This is a genomic window from Streptomyces aquilus (genome assembly GCF_003955715.1).
Taxonomy (GTDB): Bacteria; Actinomycetota; Actinomycetes; order Streptomycetales; family Streptomycetaceae; genus Streptomyces; species Streptomyces aquilus.
On the sequence record NZ_CP034463.1, the window covers coordinates 5,956,899 to 5,973,086 of the forward strand.

17 protein-coding genes are annotated in these 16,188 nt (G+C 71.5%); 14 read left to right on the forward strand and 3 right to left on the reverse strand.

The genetic code is table 11. From position 1 onward, the window contains the following. The first annotated feature begins 29 nt into the window (after positions 1 to 29). Positions 30 to 701, forward strand: coding sequence for a response regulator transcription factor (locus tag EJC51_RS27400; RefSeq protein WP_126273520.1), 672 nt, complete (start codon positions 30 to 32; stop codon positions 699 to 701). A 49-nt stretch (positions 702 to 750) separates the two neighbouring features. Beyond that, positions 751 to 1,383: an AAA family ATPase gene (locus EJC51_RS27405; RefSeq protein ID WP_126273521.1), complete on the forward strand. Its 633-nt coding sequence runs from the start codon at positions 751 to 753 to the stop codon at positions 1,381 to 1,383. Between the two features lie 17 nt (positions 1,384 to 1,400). Here the strand turns inward: EJC51_RS27405 and EJC51_RS27410 are convergent, their stop codons facing one another. After that, complete coding sequence (locus EJC51_RS27410) at positions 1,401 to 2,507, reverse strand: DUF5937 family protein (RefSeq protein WP_126273522.1); 1,107 nt, start codon at positions 2,505 to 2,507, stop codon at positions 1,401 to 1,403. Positions 2,508 to 2,662: 155 nt separating this feature from the next. Between EJC51_RS27410 and EJC51_RS27415 the strand changes: the two genes are divergently transcribed. Continuing rightward, positions 2,663 to 2,866 carry a hypothetical protein gene (locus tag EJC51_RS27415; RefSeq protein WP_126273523.1) on the forward strand — a complete coding sequence of 68 codons (204 nt, stop codon included), beginning with the start codon at positions 2,663 to 2,665 and terminating at the stop codon, positions 2,864 to 2,866. A gap of 13 nt (positions 2,867 to 2,879) precedes the next feature. Here the strand turns inward: EJC51_RS27415 and EJC51_RS27420 are convergent, their stop codons facing one another. Next, positions 2,880 to 4,043, reverse strand: coding sequence for a threonine aldolase family protein (locus tag EJC51_RS27420; protein ID WP_244362874.1), 1,164 nt, complete (start codon positions 4,041 to 4,043; stop codon positions 2,880 to 2,882). 174 nt (positions 4,044 to 4,217) lie between these two features. On the opposite strand from EJC51_RS27420, the gene EJC51_RS27425 reads away from it, so the two are divergent. From EJC51_RS27425 to EJC51_RS27470, 10 genes are all read left to right on the forward strand, one after another. Continuing rightward, positions 4,218 to 5,174, forward strand: a complete 957-nt coding sequence (locus EJC51_RS27425; protein ID WP_126273525.1) for a Rossmann-like and DUF2520 domain-containing protein — start codon at positions 4,218 to 4,220, stop codon at positions 5,172 to 5,174. Further along, positions 5,171 to 6,172, forward strand: a complete 1,002-nt coding sequence (gene panC, locus EJC51_RS27430) for a pantoate--beta-alanine ligase (protein WP_126273526.1) — start codon at positions 5,171 to 5,173, stop codon at positions 6,170 to 6,172. Before EJC51_RS27425 ends, panC begins: the two co-directional genes overlap by 4 nt. Next, the gene (locus EJC51_RS27435) at positions 6,169 to 7,884 is read left to right on the forward strand and encodes an L-aspartate oxidase (protein ID WP_126273527.1); all 1,716 of its coding nucleotides are present in this window, start codon (positions 6,169 to 6,171) and stop codon (positions 7,882 to 7,884) included. Before panC ends, EJC51_RS27435 begins: the two co-directional genes overlap by 4 nt. Before the next feature lie 5 nt (positions 7,885 to 7,889). Continuing rightward, positions 7,890 to 8,867 (forward strand): carboxylating nicotinate-nucleotide diphosphorylase, encoded by a 978-nt coding sequence (nadC, locus tag EJC51_RS27440; RefSeq protein WP_126273528.1) that lies wholly within the window; start codon positions 7,890 to 7,892, stop codon positions 8,865 to 8,867. Positions 8,868 to 8,872: 5 nt separating this feature from the next. Then, positions 8,873 to 9,670, forward strand: a complete 798-nt coding sequence (locus EJC51_RS27445) for a type III pantothenate kinase (RefSeq protein WP_126273529.1) — start codon at positions 8,873 to 8,875, stop codon at positions 9,668 to 9,670. 114 nt (positions 9,671 to 9,784) lie between these two features. Further along, the gene (locus EJC51_RS27450; protein WP_126277154.1) at positions 9,785 to 10,459 is read left to right on the forward strand and encodes a hypothetical protein; all 675 of its coding nucleotides are present in this window, start codon (positions 9,785 to 9,787) and stop codon (positions 10,457 to 10,459) included. 107 nt (positions 10,460 to 10,566) lie between these two features. Next, entirely contained in the window at positions 10,567 to 10,746 is a 180-nt protein-coding gene (locus tag EJC51_RS27455; RefSeq protein ID WP_126273530.1) for a hypothetical protein, read from the forward strand. A gap of 134 nt (positions 10,747 to 10,880) precedes the next feature. Continuing rightward, on the forward strand, positions 10,881 to 11,327 hold the full coding sequence (locus tag EJC51_RS27460) for a BlaI/MecI/CopY family transcriptional regulator (protein WP_279631356.1): 447 nt from the start codon (positions 10,881 to 10,883) through the stop codon (positions 11,325 to 11,327). 9 nt (positions 11,328 to 11,336) lie between these two features. After that, positions 11,337 to 11,885, forward strand: coding sequence for an amino-acid N-acetyltransferase (locus EJC51_RS27465; RefSeq protein ID WP_079309682.1), 549 nt, complete (start codon positions 11,337 to 11,339; stop codon positions 11,883 to 11,885). 219 nt (positions 11,886 to 12,104) lie between these two features. After that, positions 12,105 to 12,443: a histone-like nucleoid-structuring protein Lsr2 gene (locus EJC51_RS27470; protein ID WP_059193965.1), complete on the forward strand. Its 339-nt coding sequence runs from the start codon at positions 12,105 to 12,107 to the stop codon at positions 12,441 to 12,443. 9 nt (positions 12,444 to 12,452) lie between these two features. On the opposite strand, the gene EJC51_RS27475 is transcribed toward EJC51_RS27470, so the two are convergent. Further along, complete coding sequence (locus EJC51_RS27475; protein WP_126273532.1) at positions 12,453 to 13,181, reverse strand: SCO3374 family protein; 729 nt, start codon at positions 13,179 to 13,181, stop codon at positions 12,453 to 12,455. 430 nt (positions 13,182 to 13,611) lie between these two features. Here EJC51_RS27475 and EJC51_RS27485 point away from each other — a divergent pair, with 430 nt between their 5' ends. Continuing rightward, positions 13,612 to 16,137, forward strand: coding sequence for an ATP-dependent Clp protease ATP-binding subunit (locus EJC51_RS27485; protein ID WP_059193963.1), 2,526 nt, complete (start codon positions 13,612 to 13,614; stop codon positions 16,135 to 16,137). The last annotated feature ends 51 nt before the right edge of the window (positions 16,138 to 16,188 follow it).

Genomic DNA, 16,188 nt, shown 5'->3' on the forward strand with positions numbered 1-16,188 from the left:
ACAGTCGTAGAGAGACGGAAGAGGCCCCGATGACGATCCGCGTGATGCTCGTCGACGACCAGGTGCTGCTGCGCACCGGGTTCCGGATGGTGCTCGCCGCCCAGCCGGACATGGAGGTCGTCGCGGAAGCGGGCGACGGCGTCGAGGCGCTCCAAGTGCTGCGGGCCACGAATGTCGACGTGGTGCTGATGGACGTGCGCATGCCGAAGCTGGACGGGGTGGAGACCACCCGCCGCATCTGCCAGGACGAGAACCCGCCGAAGGTGCTCATCCTGACCACCTTCGACCTCGACGAGTACGCCTTCTCCGGGCTGAAGGCGGGCGCGTCCGGCTTCATGCTCAAGGACGTGCCGCCCGGCGAGCTGCTCGCCGCGATCCGCGCGGTGCACAGCGGGGACGCGGTGGTGGCGCCCTCGACCACGCGCCGCCTCCTCGACCGGTTCGCGCCGATGCTGCCGAGCACCGGCAAGGAGCCCCAGCACAAGGAGTTGGAGCGGCTCACCGACCGCGAGCGCGAGGTCATGGTGCTGGTCGCCCAGGGCCTGTCCAACGGGGAGATCGCGGCCCGGCTGGTCCTGTCCGAGGCGACCGTGAAGACCCATGTGGGCCGCATCCTGACCAAGCTGGGACTCAGGGACCGGGTGCAGGTGGTCGTCCTCGCCTACGAGACGGGGCTGGTGCGGGCCGGCGGGCACGGCTGAGTCACGCGAACGTGACGCCCGCGTGACCGCCGCCCACTAGGGTCTGCGCATGCTCCTGTGGATCAACGGCCCCTTCGGCGGCGGGAAGACGCAGACGGCGTACGAGATCCAGCGCCGCCTGCCCGGCAGCGTCGTCTGCGACCCCGAGCACGCCGGCTTCGGGCTGCGCCGCATGCTGCCGCCCGAACTGCGCGGCGACTTCCAGGACCTGACGTCCTGGCGGCAGGGCGTCGTCGAGGTCCTCGACCTCGCCCTCACCAAGCACGACGGGGTGGTCATCGCTCCGATGACGGTGACGGACTCCGGCTACTTCGCCGAGACCGTGGGCCGCCTGGGCGAACTCGGCCATGACGTACGCCACTTCACGCTCCTCGCGCGGCGCGAGACCGTCGTCAAGCGGCTCCGGGAGCGCGGCCTCGGGCACCTCTTTCAGTTCCTGGGCGGCAAGAACGCCGGTCTGGGGCGCGAGACCTGGGCCCTGCGGCAGCTCGACCACTGTCTGGAGCGGCTGCGCGAGCCGGAGTTCGCCGAGCATCTGTGGACGGACGACTCGACCGTGCCGAAGACGGCGGACCGGATCGCGGTCCTCGCCGGGCTGCGACTGCGGCCGAACAACGAGGGCGCGCTGCGGACACGGCTCCGGCAGCTGCGGATCGGGGTGAAGCACATCCGGTTCGACTGAGCCGGACTCCCGCGCGCTCAGCGCAGGATGCCCTCCAGGAAGTCGCTGCCCAGCCGCGCCACCACGGTCACGTCCAGCTGATGCAGGACGTACCGCCCGCGGCGGCGGGTGGTGATCAGGCCCGCCTTCTTCAGGACGCTCAGGTGGCGGGATATCTCGGGGGCGGTCATGCCGTGCGCCTGGGCCAGCTCGCTTGTGGTGTACGCGCTGCGCGCCAGATGGCGGCACAGGCGCATCCGGACGGGGTGGGAGAGCGCGGTCATCCGCAGGGCCAGCTGTTCCACCGAGGACGGTGACGCCAGCTCGGGGGAGCCGACCGGGTAGTGCAGCGTCGGCTGCCAGCCGTAGCGGTGCAGAACGCTCAGGTGCGGCCAGCCCAGGCTCGTCGGGACGAGCAGCAGGCCGCCGTCCTCCGTGGCGGTGCGGCCGTCGCCCAGCTTGTCGACGGTGATCCGCGCGGAGTCCTCGTCGAGCGTCAACGCCGTGGACACCGCGGTCAGCGCCTCGGCGAGGCCCTTGTGGCGCAGCAGGTCGGTCTTGTGGCGGGCGTCCGCCGCGAGCTGGTGGCGCAGCCGGGACCAGGTGTCGGCGAAGAACGCCGCGTCGCAGTCCTCGACGAACTCGCGGAACCAGGTCCGGATCCGCACCGGGTCGGCCAGCAGCCGCTCGGTGAACCGCACCTGCTGGGGCCCGCGCGACGCGGCCAGCTCCAGGGCGCGCCGGTGCAACTCGGGGTCGGAGAGCACGGTGGGGCCGTACGACGAGTAGGGCACCGCGCAGGTGAACTCCAGGGCCGCGTCCACGAACTGCTCGTCCGTCAGCTTGTCGAGCTGGTCCAGCTCCTGGGCGATGGTCGCCCCCGGAAGCGTGCTCCGGCCCGGAATGCCGGCGAACGGCATGAACAGGTCGGAGAACGTCGTCCGCCACAGGAAGTCCGCCTCGCACATCCGGTCGGCGAGGTGCGAGTCGAGCCGCGCGGTCACGCCGGTCACCCAGCCCTGCAGGCCCGGATGATGTCCCGGCTCGGCCAGCGCGTGCAGCGCCATGGCGAGCTCGGCCAGCGGTGAGGGCACGAAGGCGACCCTCTCCGGCCGCAGCCCCGCGATGTCGATGCGCACGCTCATGCCCTCATGGTGCACCCCGCCACTGACAACGCCGCCCTCGATTGACGGCGGCCGTCAATCGACGCGACGCCGCCTCCGTACCGGCGCAACCTGGGAGGACCGGGGCAGCCGCGGCCCCCGCCCCATCGGAGCACCTCCCGAGAAGGCGATCAGCCATGAGCATCACGCAGCAGTACCTCCTCGACACCTACCGCGCCCGGCGGCACGGCGAGCCCGCCCCGCCCGCGCCCGGCGCCCACGACTGGCAGGTCGTGCGCGAGTGGCGGGACCACCGCCTCTTCCGCGCGGTGCTCGCCGAACGGTCGGCACGGGGGCGGACACGGCGGTTCCTGGGCCGCTGGCTGCACCCCAACCCCTGAGCCCTGCCGAGCCCTAGGGCAGCCGTGCCACGAAGTCGGCGACCGCTGCCTTCACGTCGTCCGCTGTCCACTCCAGGCCGGCCGCGCCCACGGTGACCTCGGCGAGTGCCAGCCCCGGCCCGCCGCGCTCCCAGTAGCCGGTGAACAGATACGTCCCGGTCTCCTCCGCCTGCCGCACCGCCGCCTCGACCAGGACCTCGGGGTCGTAGGGCAGCCAGACCTGGAACTGGTGGGTGTGCGGCTCCTCGGGGTGCACGCGCGCCCACGGCACGCCCGCCTCGGCGAACCCCTCCCGCAGCGCGGCGGCCACCACGCGCGCGTGACGGACGTAGTCCGGCAGCCGGGGCAGTTCCCGCTCCAGGCCGACGAGCGCCGACAGCGCCGTGGGGAACTGCTGGAAGAGCGTCCCGCCGTACCGGTGCCGCCAGGTCTTCGCCTCGTCCACCAGCGTCTTCGGGCCCGCGAGCGCGGCTCCGGCGAGGCCTTCGAGGGACTTGTAGAACGACACGTAGACGCTGTCCGCCAGGCCCGCGATCTCGTCCAGGGGGCGGCCGAAGTGGACGGTGGTCTCCCACAGGCGCGCGCCGTCGAAGTGCACCACCGCGTCGCGCTCCCGCGCCGCCTCCACGACCTCGGTGAGCTCCTCCCAGGTCGGCAGGACGAATCCGGCGTCCCGGAGCGGCAGCTCCAGCATCAGCGCGCCGAAGGGCTCGTCGAAGTCGCGCACCTCTTCGGCGGTGGGCAGCCGGGGCTCGCTGGTCAGGCGCACCGGGCGCAGGCCGCTGACCTGGGTGAAGGCGTGGCGTTCGTGGACCTCGGGGTGGGCCAGCGGATGCAGGGCGACCGTGGCGTTCCCGGTACGGGCCGCCCAGCAGCGCAGGGCGACCTGCTGGGCCATCGTGCCCGTCGGGAAGAACGCGGCGGCCTCCTTGCCCAGCAGGGACGCGACCCGCTCCTCCACGGCCGCCACGACGCCGTTGCCGTAGATGTCCGGTTGCTCTTCCAGGTCGTGGACCTCGGGGGCGGCCTCCGCCAGTGACGCGAGCCGCTCCCGGATCGTGAGGCTCAGCCCGCCCCGCCACAGGACCCGCCGCGCCGCGCGGACGGCACTCTTGCGGCGCTCCCGCAACCGTTCCTCCGCCGACGTCTCGTCCACCTGCTCCGCAGCATCGCTCATGCCCGTGATCATCCCCCGCGGCCCGTCCCGCGGGCACCCCCATTTCCGTTCGCGGGCGACGTGGGGAAACCCACAGCCTGTGGACAACCGGACGGCCCTCGAACCAATCGCGTTAACATGACGAGAAATCGTCCGGTACCCAGATGCGGACTGGAACGGGAAGGCCTCCGTCGCGTGAGTACAAGCCAACAGCCAGACCCGAGGGACCGCCCCGCGCGCCTCACCGTCGGCGTCGTCGGCGCCGGACGCGTGGGGCCCGCGCTGGCCGCGTCCCTCCAGCTCGCCGGGCACCGCCCGGTGGCCGTGTCCGGGGTGTCCGACGCCTCCCGCAGGCGGGCCGCCGAGATGCTCCCGGACGTGCCGCTGGTGCCGCCCGCCGAGGTCCTCCAGCGTGCCGACCTGGTCCTGCTGACCGTCCCGGACGACACCCTGCCCGGCCTCGTGGAGGGCCTCGCCGAGACCGGCGCGGTACGGCCGGGACAGCTGCTGGTGCACACCTCCGGGCGGTACGGCGCGAAGGTCCTCGACCCCGCCCTGCGCGCGGGCGCGCTGCCGCTGGCCCTGCACCCGGCGATGACCTTCACCGGCACGCCCGTGGACGTCCAGCGGCTGGCCGGCTGCTCCTTCGGGGTCACCGCGCCCGAGGAGCTCAGGATGGCCGCCGAGGCCCTCGTCATCGAGATGGGCGGTGAGCCCGAGTGGATCGCCGAGGAGCGCCGGCCGCTCTACCACGCGGCGCTCGCGCTGGGCGCCAACCACCTCGTCACGCTGGTGGCCCAGTCCATGGAGCTGCTGCGGGAGGCCGGTGTCACGGCCCCCGACCGGATGCTCGGCCCGCTCCTCGGCGCCGCCCTCGACAACGCCCTGCGCTCCGGTGACGCGGCCCTGACCGGCCCCGTCGCGCGCGGGGACGCCGGCACCGTCGCGGCGCACGTCTCCGAGCTGCGCAAGTACTCCCCGCAGACCGTCGCCGGCTATCTGGCGATGGCCCGCGCGACCGCCGACCGGGCGCTCGCCCACGGGCTGCTCAAGCCCGAGCTCGCCGAGGACCTCCTCGGGGTACTCGCCAACGGGACCCACGGCACCGACGGGACCCCTGGCACCGACGGCACCGAGGGAGATGCCGGATGACCACCACCCTGCTGCGCACCGCCGACGAGCTCCACGCGCGCGTCCGCGAAGGCCGCCGTGCCGTCGTGATGACCATGGGCGCCCTGCACGAGGGCCACGCCACCCTGATCCGCACCGCGCGCGAGATCGCGGGGCCCGAGGGCGAGGTCGTCGTCACCGTCTTCGTGAACCCCCTCCAGTTCGGCCAGGGTGAGGACCTCGACCGCTACCCGCGCACCCTCGACGCCGACCTCAAGATCGCCGAGGAGGCGGGCGCGGACGCCGTGTTCGCGCCCTCCGTCGACGAGGTCTACCCCGGCGGCGAGCCCCAGGTCCGCATCAGCGCGGGCCCCATGGGCGAGCGCCTGGAAGGCTCCTCACGCCCCGGCCACTTCGACGGCATGCTCACGGTCGTCGCCAAACTGCTGCACCTCACCCGTCCCGACGTCGCCCTGTACGGCCAGAAGGACGCCCAGCAGCTCGCCCTCATCCGGCGCATGGTGCGGGACCTGAACTTCGGCGTCGAGATCGTCGGCGTACCGACCGTGCGCGAGGAGGACGGCCTGGCCCTGTCCAGCCGCAACCGCTACCTCTCGCCCCAGGAGCGCCGCACGGCCCTCGCGCTGTCCCAGGCGCTGTTCGCGGGCCGCGACCGGCACGCCGCCCAGGAGGCGCTGCGGGCCCGCGCGCGCGAAGTGCCCGCCACGCACGCGCGTGCCGAGGCGCTGAGCGCCATAGGGGAGTCCCGCGCGGCCGCCGACGCGCACGCCGTCGCCAAGGCGATCCCGGGCGCCCCCTCGGCCGTACGCGCCGCCGCCCGCCTGGTCCTCGACGACGCCGCGCGCCTCTCGCCGCCGCTGGAGCTCGACTATCTGGCCCTGGTCGACCCCTCCGACTTCACCGAGGTCGAGGACGACTTCACCGGCGAGGCCGTCCTCGCTGTCGCCGCCCGGGTGGGGACGACCCGGCTGATCGACAACCTCCCGCTCACCTTCGGAAACCTCGGAGCCGCCTCGTGACCAGCACAGGCATACGACTGCACGCGCCCGCACCCGGGTGGTCCATCGACGCGGACGTGGTCGTCGTCGGCTCCGGCGTCGCCGGCCTGACCGCGGCCCTGCGCTGCGAGGCCGCGGGCCTGCGGACCGTCGTCGTCACCAAGGCCCGCCTCGACGACGGCTCGACCCGCTGGGCGCAGGGCGGCGTCGCCGCGGCCCTCGGCGAGGGCGACACCCCCGAGCAGCACCTCGACGACACCCTGGTCGCCGGCGTGGGCCTGTGCGACGAGAACGCGGTCCGCATCCTCGTCACCGAGGGCCCCGGCGCGGTACGCCGCCTCATCGAGACCGGCGCCCACTTCGACGAGTCCGAAGAGGGCGACCTGGAGCTCACCCGCGAGGGCGGCCACCACCGCCGCCGCATCGCCCACGCGGGCGGCGACGCGACCGGCGCGGAGATCTCCCGCGCGCTCGTCGAGGCCGTACGCGCGCGCGGCCTGCGCACGATCGAGAACGCGCTCGTCCTGGACCTGCTCACGGACGCGGACGGCCGCACGGCGGGCGTCTCCCTGCACGTCATGGGCGAGGGACAGCACGACGGCGTGGGCGCCGTGCACGCCCCCGCGGTCGTCCTCGCGACCGGCGGCATGGGCCAGGTCTTCGCCGCGACGACCAACCCGTCCGTGTCGACCGGCGACGGCGTGGCCCTCGCGCTGCGCGCGGGCGCGGAGGTCAGCGACCTGGAGTTCGTCCAGTTCCACCCCACCGTGCTCTTCCTCGGCCCGGACGCCGAGGGCCAGCAGCCCCTGGTCTCCGAGGCCGTCCGCGGCGAGGGCGCCCACCTGGTCGACGCCGACGGCGTGCGCTTCATGGTCGGCCAGCACGAACTGGCCGAGCTCGCGCCCCGCGACATCGTCGCCAAGGGCATCCTGCGCCGCATGCTGGAGCGGGACGCCGAGCACATGTACCTCGACGCCCGGCACTTCGGCGCCGACATGTGGGAGCACCGCTTCCCGACGATCCTCGCCGCCTGCCGCGCCCACGGCATCGACCCGGTCACCGAGCCCATCCCGATCGCCCCGGCCGCCCACTACGCCTCCGGCGGCGTGCGCACCGACTCCCACGGCCGTACGACCGTCCCGGGCCTGTACGCGTGCGGCGAGGTCGCCTGCACCGGCGTGCACGGCGCGAACCGGCTCGCGTCGAACTCCCTCCTGGAGGGCCTCGTCTACGCCGAGCGCATCGTCGCGGACATCACGGCGGAGCACGCCGCGAACGGCCTCCACGCGCGTGTGCCCGAGCCGGTCGAGCACCCCGAGAGGCCCGCGCATCCCCTCCAGTCGCCCGAGGCCCGGTTCGCGATCCAGCGGATCATGTCGAGCGGCGCGGGCGTCCTGCGCTCCGCCGAGTCCCTGGCGCAGGCCGCCGAGCAGCTCCAGCGGCTGCACGCCGACGCCCGGGACGCCCTCGACGAGAACGGCAAGACCGCCGAGCCCGGCGTCGACACCTGGGAGGCCACCAACCTCCTGTGCGTGGCCCGCGTCCTGGTCACCGCCGCCCAGCTGCGCGAGGAGACGCGCGGCTGCCACTGGCGCGAGGACGAGCCCGACCGCGACGACACGGCATGGCGGCGCCACATCGTCGTACGGCTGAATCCGGACCGCACCCTCGCCGTACACACCACGGATACCGCAGACTTCCCCCCGACCCGGCAGCCCCTTCAGGAGCAGTGACAGCAGTGAGCACCGACGACCTTCCCCTCGCCTCCTCCGGCGGTTGCGGCGACGGCTGCGCCTGTGGCGCGGACGGCGGCGAGGATTACCTGGAGTGCGGGCTCGACCCCGCGCTCGCCCAGCTCCTGGCCGACGCCGGGCTCGACCCCGTCGAGGTCGAGGACATCGCCAACGTGGCCATCCAGGAGGACCTCGACCACGGCGTGGACGTGACGACCGTCGCGACCATCGCCGAGGACGCCGTCGCCACCGCCGACTTCGTCGCGCGCGAGGCGGGCGTCGTGGCCGGCCTCAGGGTCGCCGAGGCGGTCGTCTCGGTGGTCTGCGAGGACGAGTTCGAGGTCGAGCGGCACGTGGAGGACGGCGACCGCGTGGCGGCCGGGCAGAAGCTCCTGTCGGTCACCACGCGCACGCGTGACCTCCTCACCGCCGAACGCAGCGCGCTCAACCTGCTGTGCCGGCTGTCCGGCATCGCGACCGCCACGCGCGCGTGGGCGGACGCCCTGGACGGCACCAAGGCACGCGTGCGGGACACGCGCAAGACGACGCCGGGCCTGCGCTCGCTGGAGAAGTTCGCGGTGCGCTGCGGCGGCGGCGTGAACCACCGCATGTCGCTGTCCGACGCCGCGCTGGTCAAGGACAACCACGTGGTCGCCGCCGGTGGCGTCGCCCAGGCCTTCAAGGCCGTACGGGAGGCCTTCCCGGACGTGCCGATCGAGGTCGAGGTCGACACCCTGCACCAGCTGCGCGAGGTCGTGGACGCGGGCGCCGACCTGATCCTTCTGGACAACTTCACGCCGGGCGAGTGCGAGGAGGCGGTGGCGCTCGTGCACGGGCGGGCCGCGCTGGAGGCCTCGGGCCGGCTGACGCTGGACAACGCGCGCGCGTACGCCGACACCGGCGTCGACTACCTCGCCGTAGGAGCCCTCACCCACTCCTCGCCGATCCTCGACATCGGCCTCGACCTGCGTGAGGCGGAGTAGTCGCCATGCTCCTCACGATCGACGTAGGCAACACCCACACCGTCCTCGGCCTCTTCGACGGCGAGGAGATCGTCGAGCACTGGCGCATCTCCACGGACGCCCGCCGCACGGCCGACGAGCTGGCGGTGCTGCTCCAGGGCCTGATGGGCATGCACCCGCTGCTCGGTGACGAACTGGGCGACGGCATCGACGGCATCGCGATCTGCGCGACGGTGCCCTCGGTGCTGCACGAGCTGCGTGAGGTCACGCGGCGCTACTACGGCGACGTGCCGGCGGTCCTGGTCGAGCCGGGCGTGAAGACGGGCGTGCCGATCCTCACCGACAACCCCAAGGAGGTCGGCGCGGACCGCATCATCAACGCGGTCGCCGCGGTCGAGCTCTACGGCGGCCCCGCGATCGTCGTCGACTTCGGTACGGCGACGACGTTCGACGCGGTGTCCGCGCGCGGGGAGTACATCGGCGGGGTCATCGCGCCCGGCATCGAGATCTCGGTCGAGGCGCTCGGCGTCCGGGGCGCGCAACTGCGGAAGATCGAGGTGGCCCGGCCGCGGAGCGTGATCGGCAAGAACACGGTCGAGGCGATGCAGTCCGGCATCATCTACGGCTTCGCCGGTCAGGTCGACGGGGTCGTGAACCGGATGGCCCGGGAGCTGGCGGAGGACCCCGACGACGTGACGGTGATCGCCACGGGAGGGCTCGCACCGATGGTCCTTGGCGAGTCGTCGGTGATCGACGAGCACGAGCCGTGGCTGACGCTGGTGGGGCTGCGGCTGGTGTACGAGCGGAACGTGTCCCGGATGTGAGGCGGCGGCGGGCAACCGGGTGGCCGCTCGCGCCACGCCCGTCCGCTATGTCGAATTTGTCTGATTAGCGCGTATCGTCGCCGCATGCCCACGCCATACGGATCCCGCGGCGGCATGGCGTTCGGTGTGGAGGAGCTGCGTGTGCTCCGCCGCGCTCTCGCCCTCGCCCTTCACCCCCGAACCGCCTCGGCCGAGGACGTCCAGGACTGTCTCCGCCTAGCCGACTCCCTCGACGAGGCGATGCGCGAGGGCGCCCGGCTGCGCGCCTTCCTGGTGGCCGACCTCGCCCGGTACCGCGACGCCCTGCCCGGCACCGCCGCCGGCTACCTCGCCCTCCTGGAGGAGGCGCTGGGCGCCGGGTACCGCCCGAACCCCGACGACCTCGCCGCGCTGCGCGCCCTGCGCGGCAACCCCGTGGCGGCAGCGCTGCTGGACCGCTGCCAGAGGCTCGCGGAGCAGGACGTACGCGCCCGCCTGGCCCGCGGTACGGCCCGCCGGGCCGCCCCGGCCGTCCCGGCCTCCCGCACCCGCCTCCTGGCCCTCCCAGGGGGCCTCTCGGCCGGGCCCGCCGGCTCCGGTGACGCCCTCGTCGGAGCGCTGGGCGAAGCGTCCGCCGAGCAGCCGGAGAAGCCCGCGTCACCCGCGAAGAAGCCCGCGGAGAAGCCGGGCCCGGTCCCTGTCGACCCGAAGCCGAGCCGCCCCATCCCCACCCCGGGTGAGGTCTTCCCCCGCCGCAAGCCGACCCCACCGTCCCCCGCGAACCCGCCGCAGCAACTCGCCGCGGGCTGATGCGACCGGGCGTACCGGGCGTCCGTCACGACACGCCCCTGTGTCGGCAAATACCGGTACGCCCACCCCGGCCCCGCGCGTGCGGGCGCCCTGGCTACCCTGGACGCATGGACTATGTCTCCGCGCTCGTGCCCCCCGTCGTCATGGCGGTGTTCTTCATCGGTGTGATCAGGGTGATCGTGAAGACCCAGGGCGGGGCGAACAAGGCCAAGGAGGACGCGGTCGTCGACGCCGCTCTCGCGCGCGCGGAGGGTGCCCGGCAGGCCTCCGCGAAGACGGACGCCTGACCCGCGCCCGAGCCCGCCCTCACCGGCGTACGACTCCCTTGCTTTCCGAGTCGTACGCCCTTTTTGTTCTTGTTTGCCGGTGAAGTGCACGTCCGGCACGCCAATACCGAGATCTCCCACTATTGTGCTGAGCTGTGCCTCGCCCATTGGGAGAACTCGAAGACGCGGTCATGACGCGGGTGTGGAAGTGGAACCGCCCGGTGACCGTTCGGGAAGTCCTGGAAGATCTGCAGCAGGAACGGTCCATCGCCTACACCACGGTGATGACCGTTTTGGACAATCTCCATCAGAAGGGCTGGGTGCGCCGGGAGGCCGAAGGACGGGCCTATCGATATGAGGCCGTCTCCACTCGCGCCGCCTACGCCGCCGCCCTGATGAACGACGCCTGGTCGCAGAGCGACAACCCCGCCGCCGCTCTCGTCGCCTTCTTCGGCATGATGAGCGACGAACAGCGACAGGCGCTGCGCGACGCCGTACGGATCGTCCAAGGACCGGAAACCCCGGAAGCGCCCGCGGCGGATACCGTCGCCGAAACCGGCCGTGAGAACCCCGCCTCGGCGCCGGGCGGCGACGGGCGATAGCGTCCCCACATGTCAGCAGAGAGCTCGTCTCCTCAGAGCCCCGAAGTCACCGCAAAAGCCATCACCGTCCGGCGGGCCCGCACCAGCGATGTGCCGGCGGTGCGCAGTCTCCTCGACGAGTACGTACAGCGACGCATCCTGCTCGACAAAGCGACGGTGACGCTTTACGAGGACATCCAGGAGTTCTGGGTCGCCGAACGGGACGACAACGGCGAGGTCGTCGGCTGCGGCGCACTGCACGTGATGTGGGAAGACCTTGCCGAAGTCCGTACTCTCGCGGTGAAGCGCGGCCTGAAGGGTGCCGGTGTCGGGCATCAGTTGCTGGAGAAGTTGCTGCACACTGCGCGCTGGCTCGGTGTTCGCCGGGTTTTCTGTCTGACCTTCGAAGTGGACTTCTTCGGCAAGCACGGCTTCGTCGAGATCGGTGAGACGCCCGTCGACACCGATGTCTACGCGGAGCTCTTGCGTTCCTATGACGAGGGTGTCGCGGAGTTCCTGGGGCTCGAACGAGTGAAACCGAACACCTTGGGCAACAGCCGGATGCTTCTGCATCTGTGATCAAGGCGTATTCGGCCGGGCACGATGCCCAGGTTCCCTATGTCCGAAACGCGCATGTTTCCGGACCGGGGTCGGCCGGTCTGTCTCTCCCAGGGGTTTGTGTTTTTCCAGCAAAAGCGGTTTGCTTTCCGACGTACTGCAGTACTGCATATAACAGGGGTGGCGAAACGGCGGACGCCGCAGACCCTGGTCCTGAAGTTATCGATGAAAGGAAATCCGGTGGCACAGAAGGTTCAGGTCCTTCTTGTCGACGACCTCGACGGCGGCGAGGCGGACGAGACCGTGACGTTCGCGCTGGACGGCAAGACGTACGAGATCGATCTCACGACTGCCAATGCGGACAAGCTCCGTGGCCTTCTCGAGCCTTACGTGAAGGGCGGTCGTCGTACCGGAGGCCGTGCTGCGGGCGGTCGCGGAAAGGCGCGCGCCGCTTCCGGCGGCGGCAGCCAGGACACCGCGCTGATCCGCGCGTGGGCGAAGGAGAACGGCCACGACGTCAACGACCGCGGTCGTGTTCCCGCGGCTATTCGCGAGGCGTACGAGAAGGCCAACGCCTGAGCGCGACGCTCAGGAAAAGGCAGGTGGCTGAGCGCACGCGCGCAGCCGCAGACGGTGGCACTGCGTGGCCACCGTGTCCAGCACTCTTACGAGATCGGGGGCGCCCCCACCGCCCCCCAGTGCCGACAGCGTCGGCAGCGAGGCTTCGACCTCGCACCCCGCCTCGGGGGGCCGCAGCCACACGGCGGCCCCCTGCAGGGCGCCGGACGCGCTCCGGCTGAGCGACGGCCGAGGGCCGGTGGAGCCCGGCTCCAGCGGGCGCGGGCAGGTTCCGCCGGACCAGGGCAGTACGTCCGGCGGGCGCGGGCCGGCACCGCCGGGCGGCGTCACGCCGCCGTCGGAGGGCAGGGGCGCGGTCATCGTGTCGCCCTCTCCCAGTGTGCTCAGGTCGAGCCGCAGCGACCCCCACTCCAGCCAGTCCAGGACCCCGGGCACCTCCTCCGCGCTGCCCGCGGCCAGCAGCAGCCGCATCCGTCCGTCCTGCACGGCCACCGGAGAGCCCGGCGCCAGATGGCGCAGCGCGGCCCGGCCCGCCTCGGCCGGGACGTCCAGGACGTCGAAGAGCGGGCCCACGCAAAGTCGTACCGGAGTTCCCGGGCCGTCGGGCACCGTCGGCCACCCCAGATCGTTCTCGTACCACCGGCGGACCTGATCGCTCGCGTCGAGCGGCCGGCGGGGGAGCGGGACCGTGGGGGCCGCCGTGAGCGGAGGGGCGGCCGGAGGGAGGGTGCCAACCATGCCAAGTGCAACCGTCCGAGGAGCGTGCGAGTTACGCTGGGTGTTCCGGTGAATGCGCAGCGTGGCGAATGAGGGGGCGTCCGGGGGTGCGGGGAGACGCAAGGTTGTTCGCCCATAGCGGAGGGAACCGGGGCGCTCGGCATGGAGTGTCAGTCCCAGCGGGTAAGACATCCCTAGTGGGAGGGGGCGACACGCAGGACAGGCCGTCTCACGTTCGCCATCGGCGTACTGACAGTAGGGGTAACTGCCTGGCCTGCGGGAACATCGTCTCGCACCATCAGGTTGGAGCAGATGTCGGCGTTCGGGGTCAGGAGGCCATCGACGGTGTCGGCAGTTGGAATGAGCGGTCCCCGCTTGCGGGACTAAGCTGCGGAAGGACAGGGAGGGGAAGTTCCCCCCACTGCCTGACCGCTCTGAGGAGCGATTAACGATGTTCGAGAGGTTCACCGACCGCGCGCGGCGGGTTGTCGTCCTGGCTCAGGAAGAAGCCCGGATGCTCAACCACAACTACATCGGCACCGAGCACATCCTCCTGGGCCTGATCCACGAGGGTGAGGGTGTCGCCGCCAAGGCCCTTGAGAGCCTCGGGATTTCGCTCGAGGCGGTCCGCCAGCAGGTGGAGGAGATCATCGGCCAGGGCCAGCAGGCCCCGTCCGGGCACATCCCCTTCACCCCCCGTGCCAAGAAGGTCCTGGAGCTGTCGCTCCGCGAGGCCCTTCAGCTGGGTCACAACTACATCGGCACGGAGCACATCCTGCTCGGCCTGATCCGCGAGGGCGAGGGCGTCGCCGCCCAGGTCCTGGTCAAGCTGGGCGCAGATCTCAACCGGGTGCGGCAGCAGGTCATCCAGCTGCTCTCCGGTTACCAGGGCAAGGAGACCGCCACCGCCGGCGGGCCTGCCGAGGGCACCCCCTCGACGTCCCTGGTCCTCGACCAGTTCGGCCGGAACCTCACCCAGGCCGCTCGTGAGTCCAAGCTCGACCCGGTCATCGGGCGCGAGAAGGAGATCGAGCGGGTCATGCAGGTGCTGTCCCGCCGTACGAAGAACAACCCGGTCCTGATCGGTGAGCCCGGCGTCGGCAAGACCGCCGTCGTCGAGGGCCTCGCCCAGGCCATCGTCAAGGGCGAGGTGCCCGAGACCCTCAAGGACAAGCACCTCTACACCCTCGACCTCGGCGCGCTGGTCGCCGGCTCCCGCTACCGCGGTGACTTCGAGGAGCGCCTGAAGAAGGTGCTCAAGGAGATCCGCACCCGCGGCGACATCATCCTGTTCATCGACGAGCTGCACACGCTCGTGGGTGCGGGTGCCGCCGAGGGCGCCATCGACGCGGCTTCCATCCTGAAGCCGATGCTGGCCCGCGGTGAGCTCCAGACCATCGGCGCCACCACGCTGGACGAGTACCGCAAGCACCTGGAGAAGGACGCGGCCCTGGAGCGCCGCTTCCAGCCCATCCAGGTCGCCGAGCCCTCGCTCCCGCACACCATCGAGATCCTCAAGGGTCTGCGCGACCGCTACGAGGCCCACCACCGTGTGTCCATCACGGACGAGGCCCTCGTCCAGGCCGCGACGCTGGCCGACCGGTACATCTCGGACCGCTTCCTGCCGGACAAGGCGATCGACCTGATCGACGAGGCCGGTTCCCGGATGCGCATCCGCCGGATGACCGCGCCGCCGGACCTCCGCGAGTTCGACGAGAAGATCGCGGGCGTGCGTCGCGACAAGGAGTCGGCGATCGACTCCCAGGACTTCGAGAAGGCGGCCTCTCTCCGCGACAAGGAGAAGCAGCTGCTGGCGGCGAAGGCCAAGCGCGAGAAGGAGTGGAAGGCCGGCGACATGGACGTCGTCGCGGAGGTCGACGGCGAGCTGATCGCCGAGGTCCTCGCGACCGCCACCGGCATCCCGGTCTTCAAGCTGACCGAGGAGGAGTCCTCGCGTCTGCTGCGCATGGAGGACGAGCTCCACAAGCGGGTCATCGGCCAGAAGGACGCCGTCAAGGCGCTCTCCAAGGCGATCCGTCGTACGCGTGCGGGCCTCAAGGACCCGAAGCGTCCCGGTGGTTCGTTCATCTTCGCCGGTCCGTCCGGTGTCGGTAAGACCGAGCTGTCCAAGGCGCTCGCGGAGTTCCTCTTCGGTGACGAGGACGCGCTGATCTCCCTCGACATGTCGGAGTTCAGCGAGAAGCACACGGTCTCGCGGCTCTTCGGTTCGCCCCCCGGTTACGTGGGCTACGAAGAGGGCGGTCAGCTGACGGAGAAGGTCCGCCGCAAGCCGTTCTCGGTCGTCCTGTTCGACGAGGTCGAGAAGGCCCACCCGGACATCTTCAACTCGCTGCTGCAGATCCTGGAGGACGGTCGTCTGACCGACTCCCAGGGCCGGGTCGTGGACTTCAAGAACACGGTCATCATCATGACGACCAACCTCGGCACCCGGGACATCTCCAAGGGCTTCAACCTGGGCTTCGCGGCCCAGGGCGACACGAAGTCCAACTACGAGCGCATGAAGAACAAGGTCTCGGACGAGCTCAAGCAGCACTTCCGGCCCGAGTTCCTCAACCGCGTCGACGACGTGGTCGTCTTCCCGCAGCTGACGCAGGAGGACATCCTCGCGATCGTCGACCTGATGATCGGCAAGGTCGACGAGCGCCTCAAGGACCGGGACATGGGCATCGAGCTCTCCCAGTCCGCGAAGGAGCTGCTGTCCAAGAAGGGTTACGACCCCGTCCTGGGCGCGCGGCCGCTGCGTCGCACGATCCAGCGCGAGGTCGAGGACACGCTCTCGGAGAAGATCCTCTTCGGCGAGCTGCGCCCCGGTCACATCGTGGTCGTGGACACGGAGGGCGAGGGCGACGCCCAGACCTTCACGTTCCGCGGCGAGGAGAAGTCGGCACTGCCGGACGTTCCGCCGATCGAGCAGGCGGCCGGTGGGGCTGGGCCGAATCTGAGCAAGGACGCGTAGCCCTTCGGGGATGACGCGGAAGAGGGGCCGGTGCCTTCGGGCGCCGGCCCC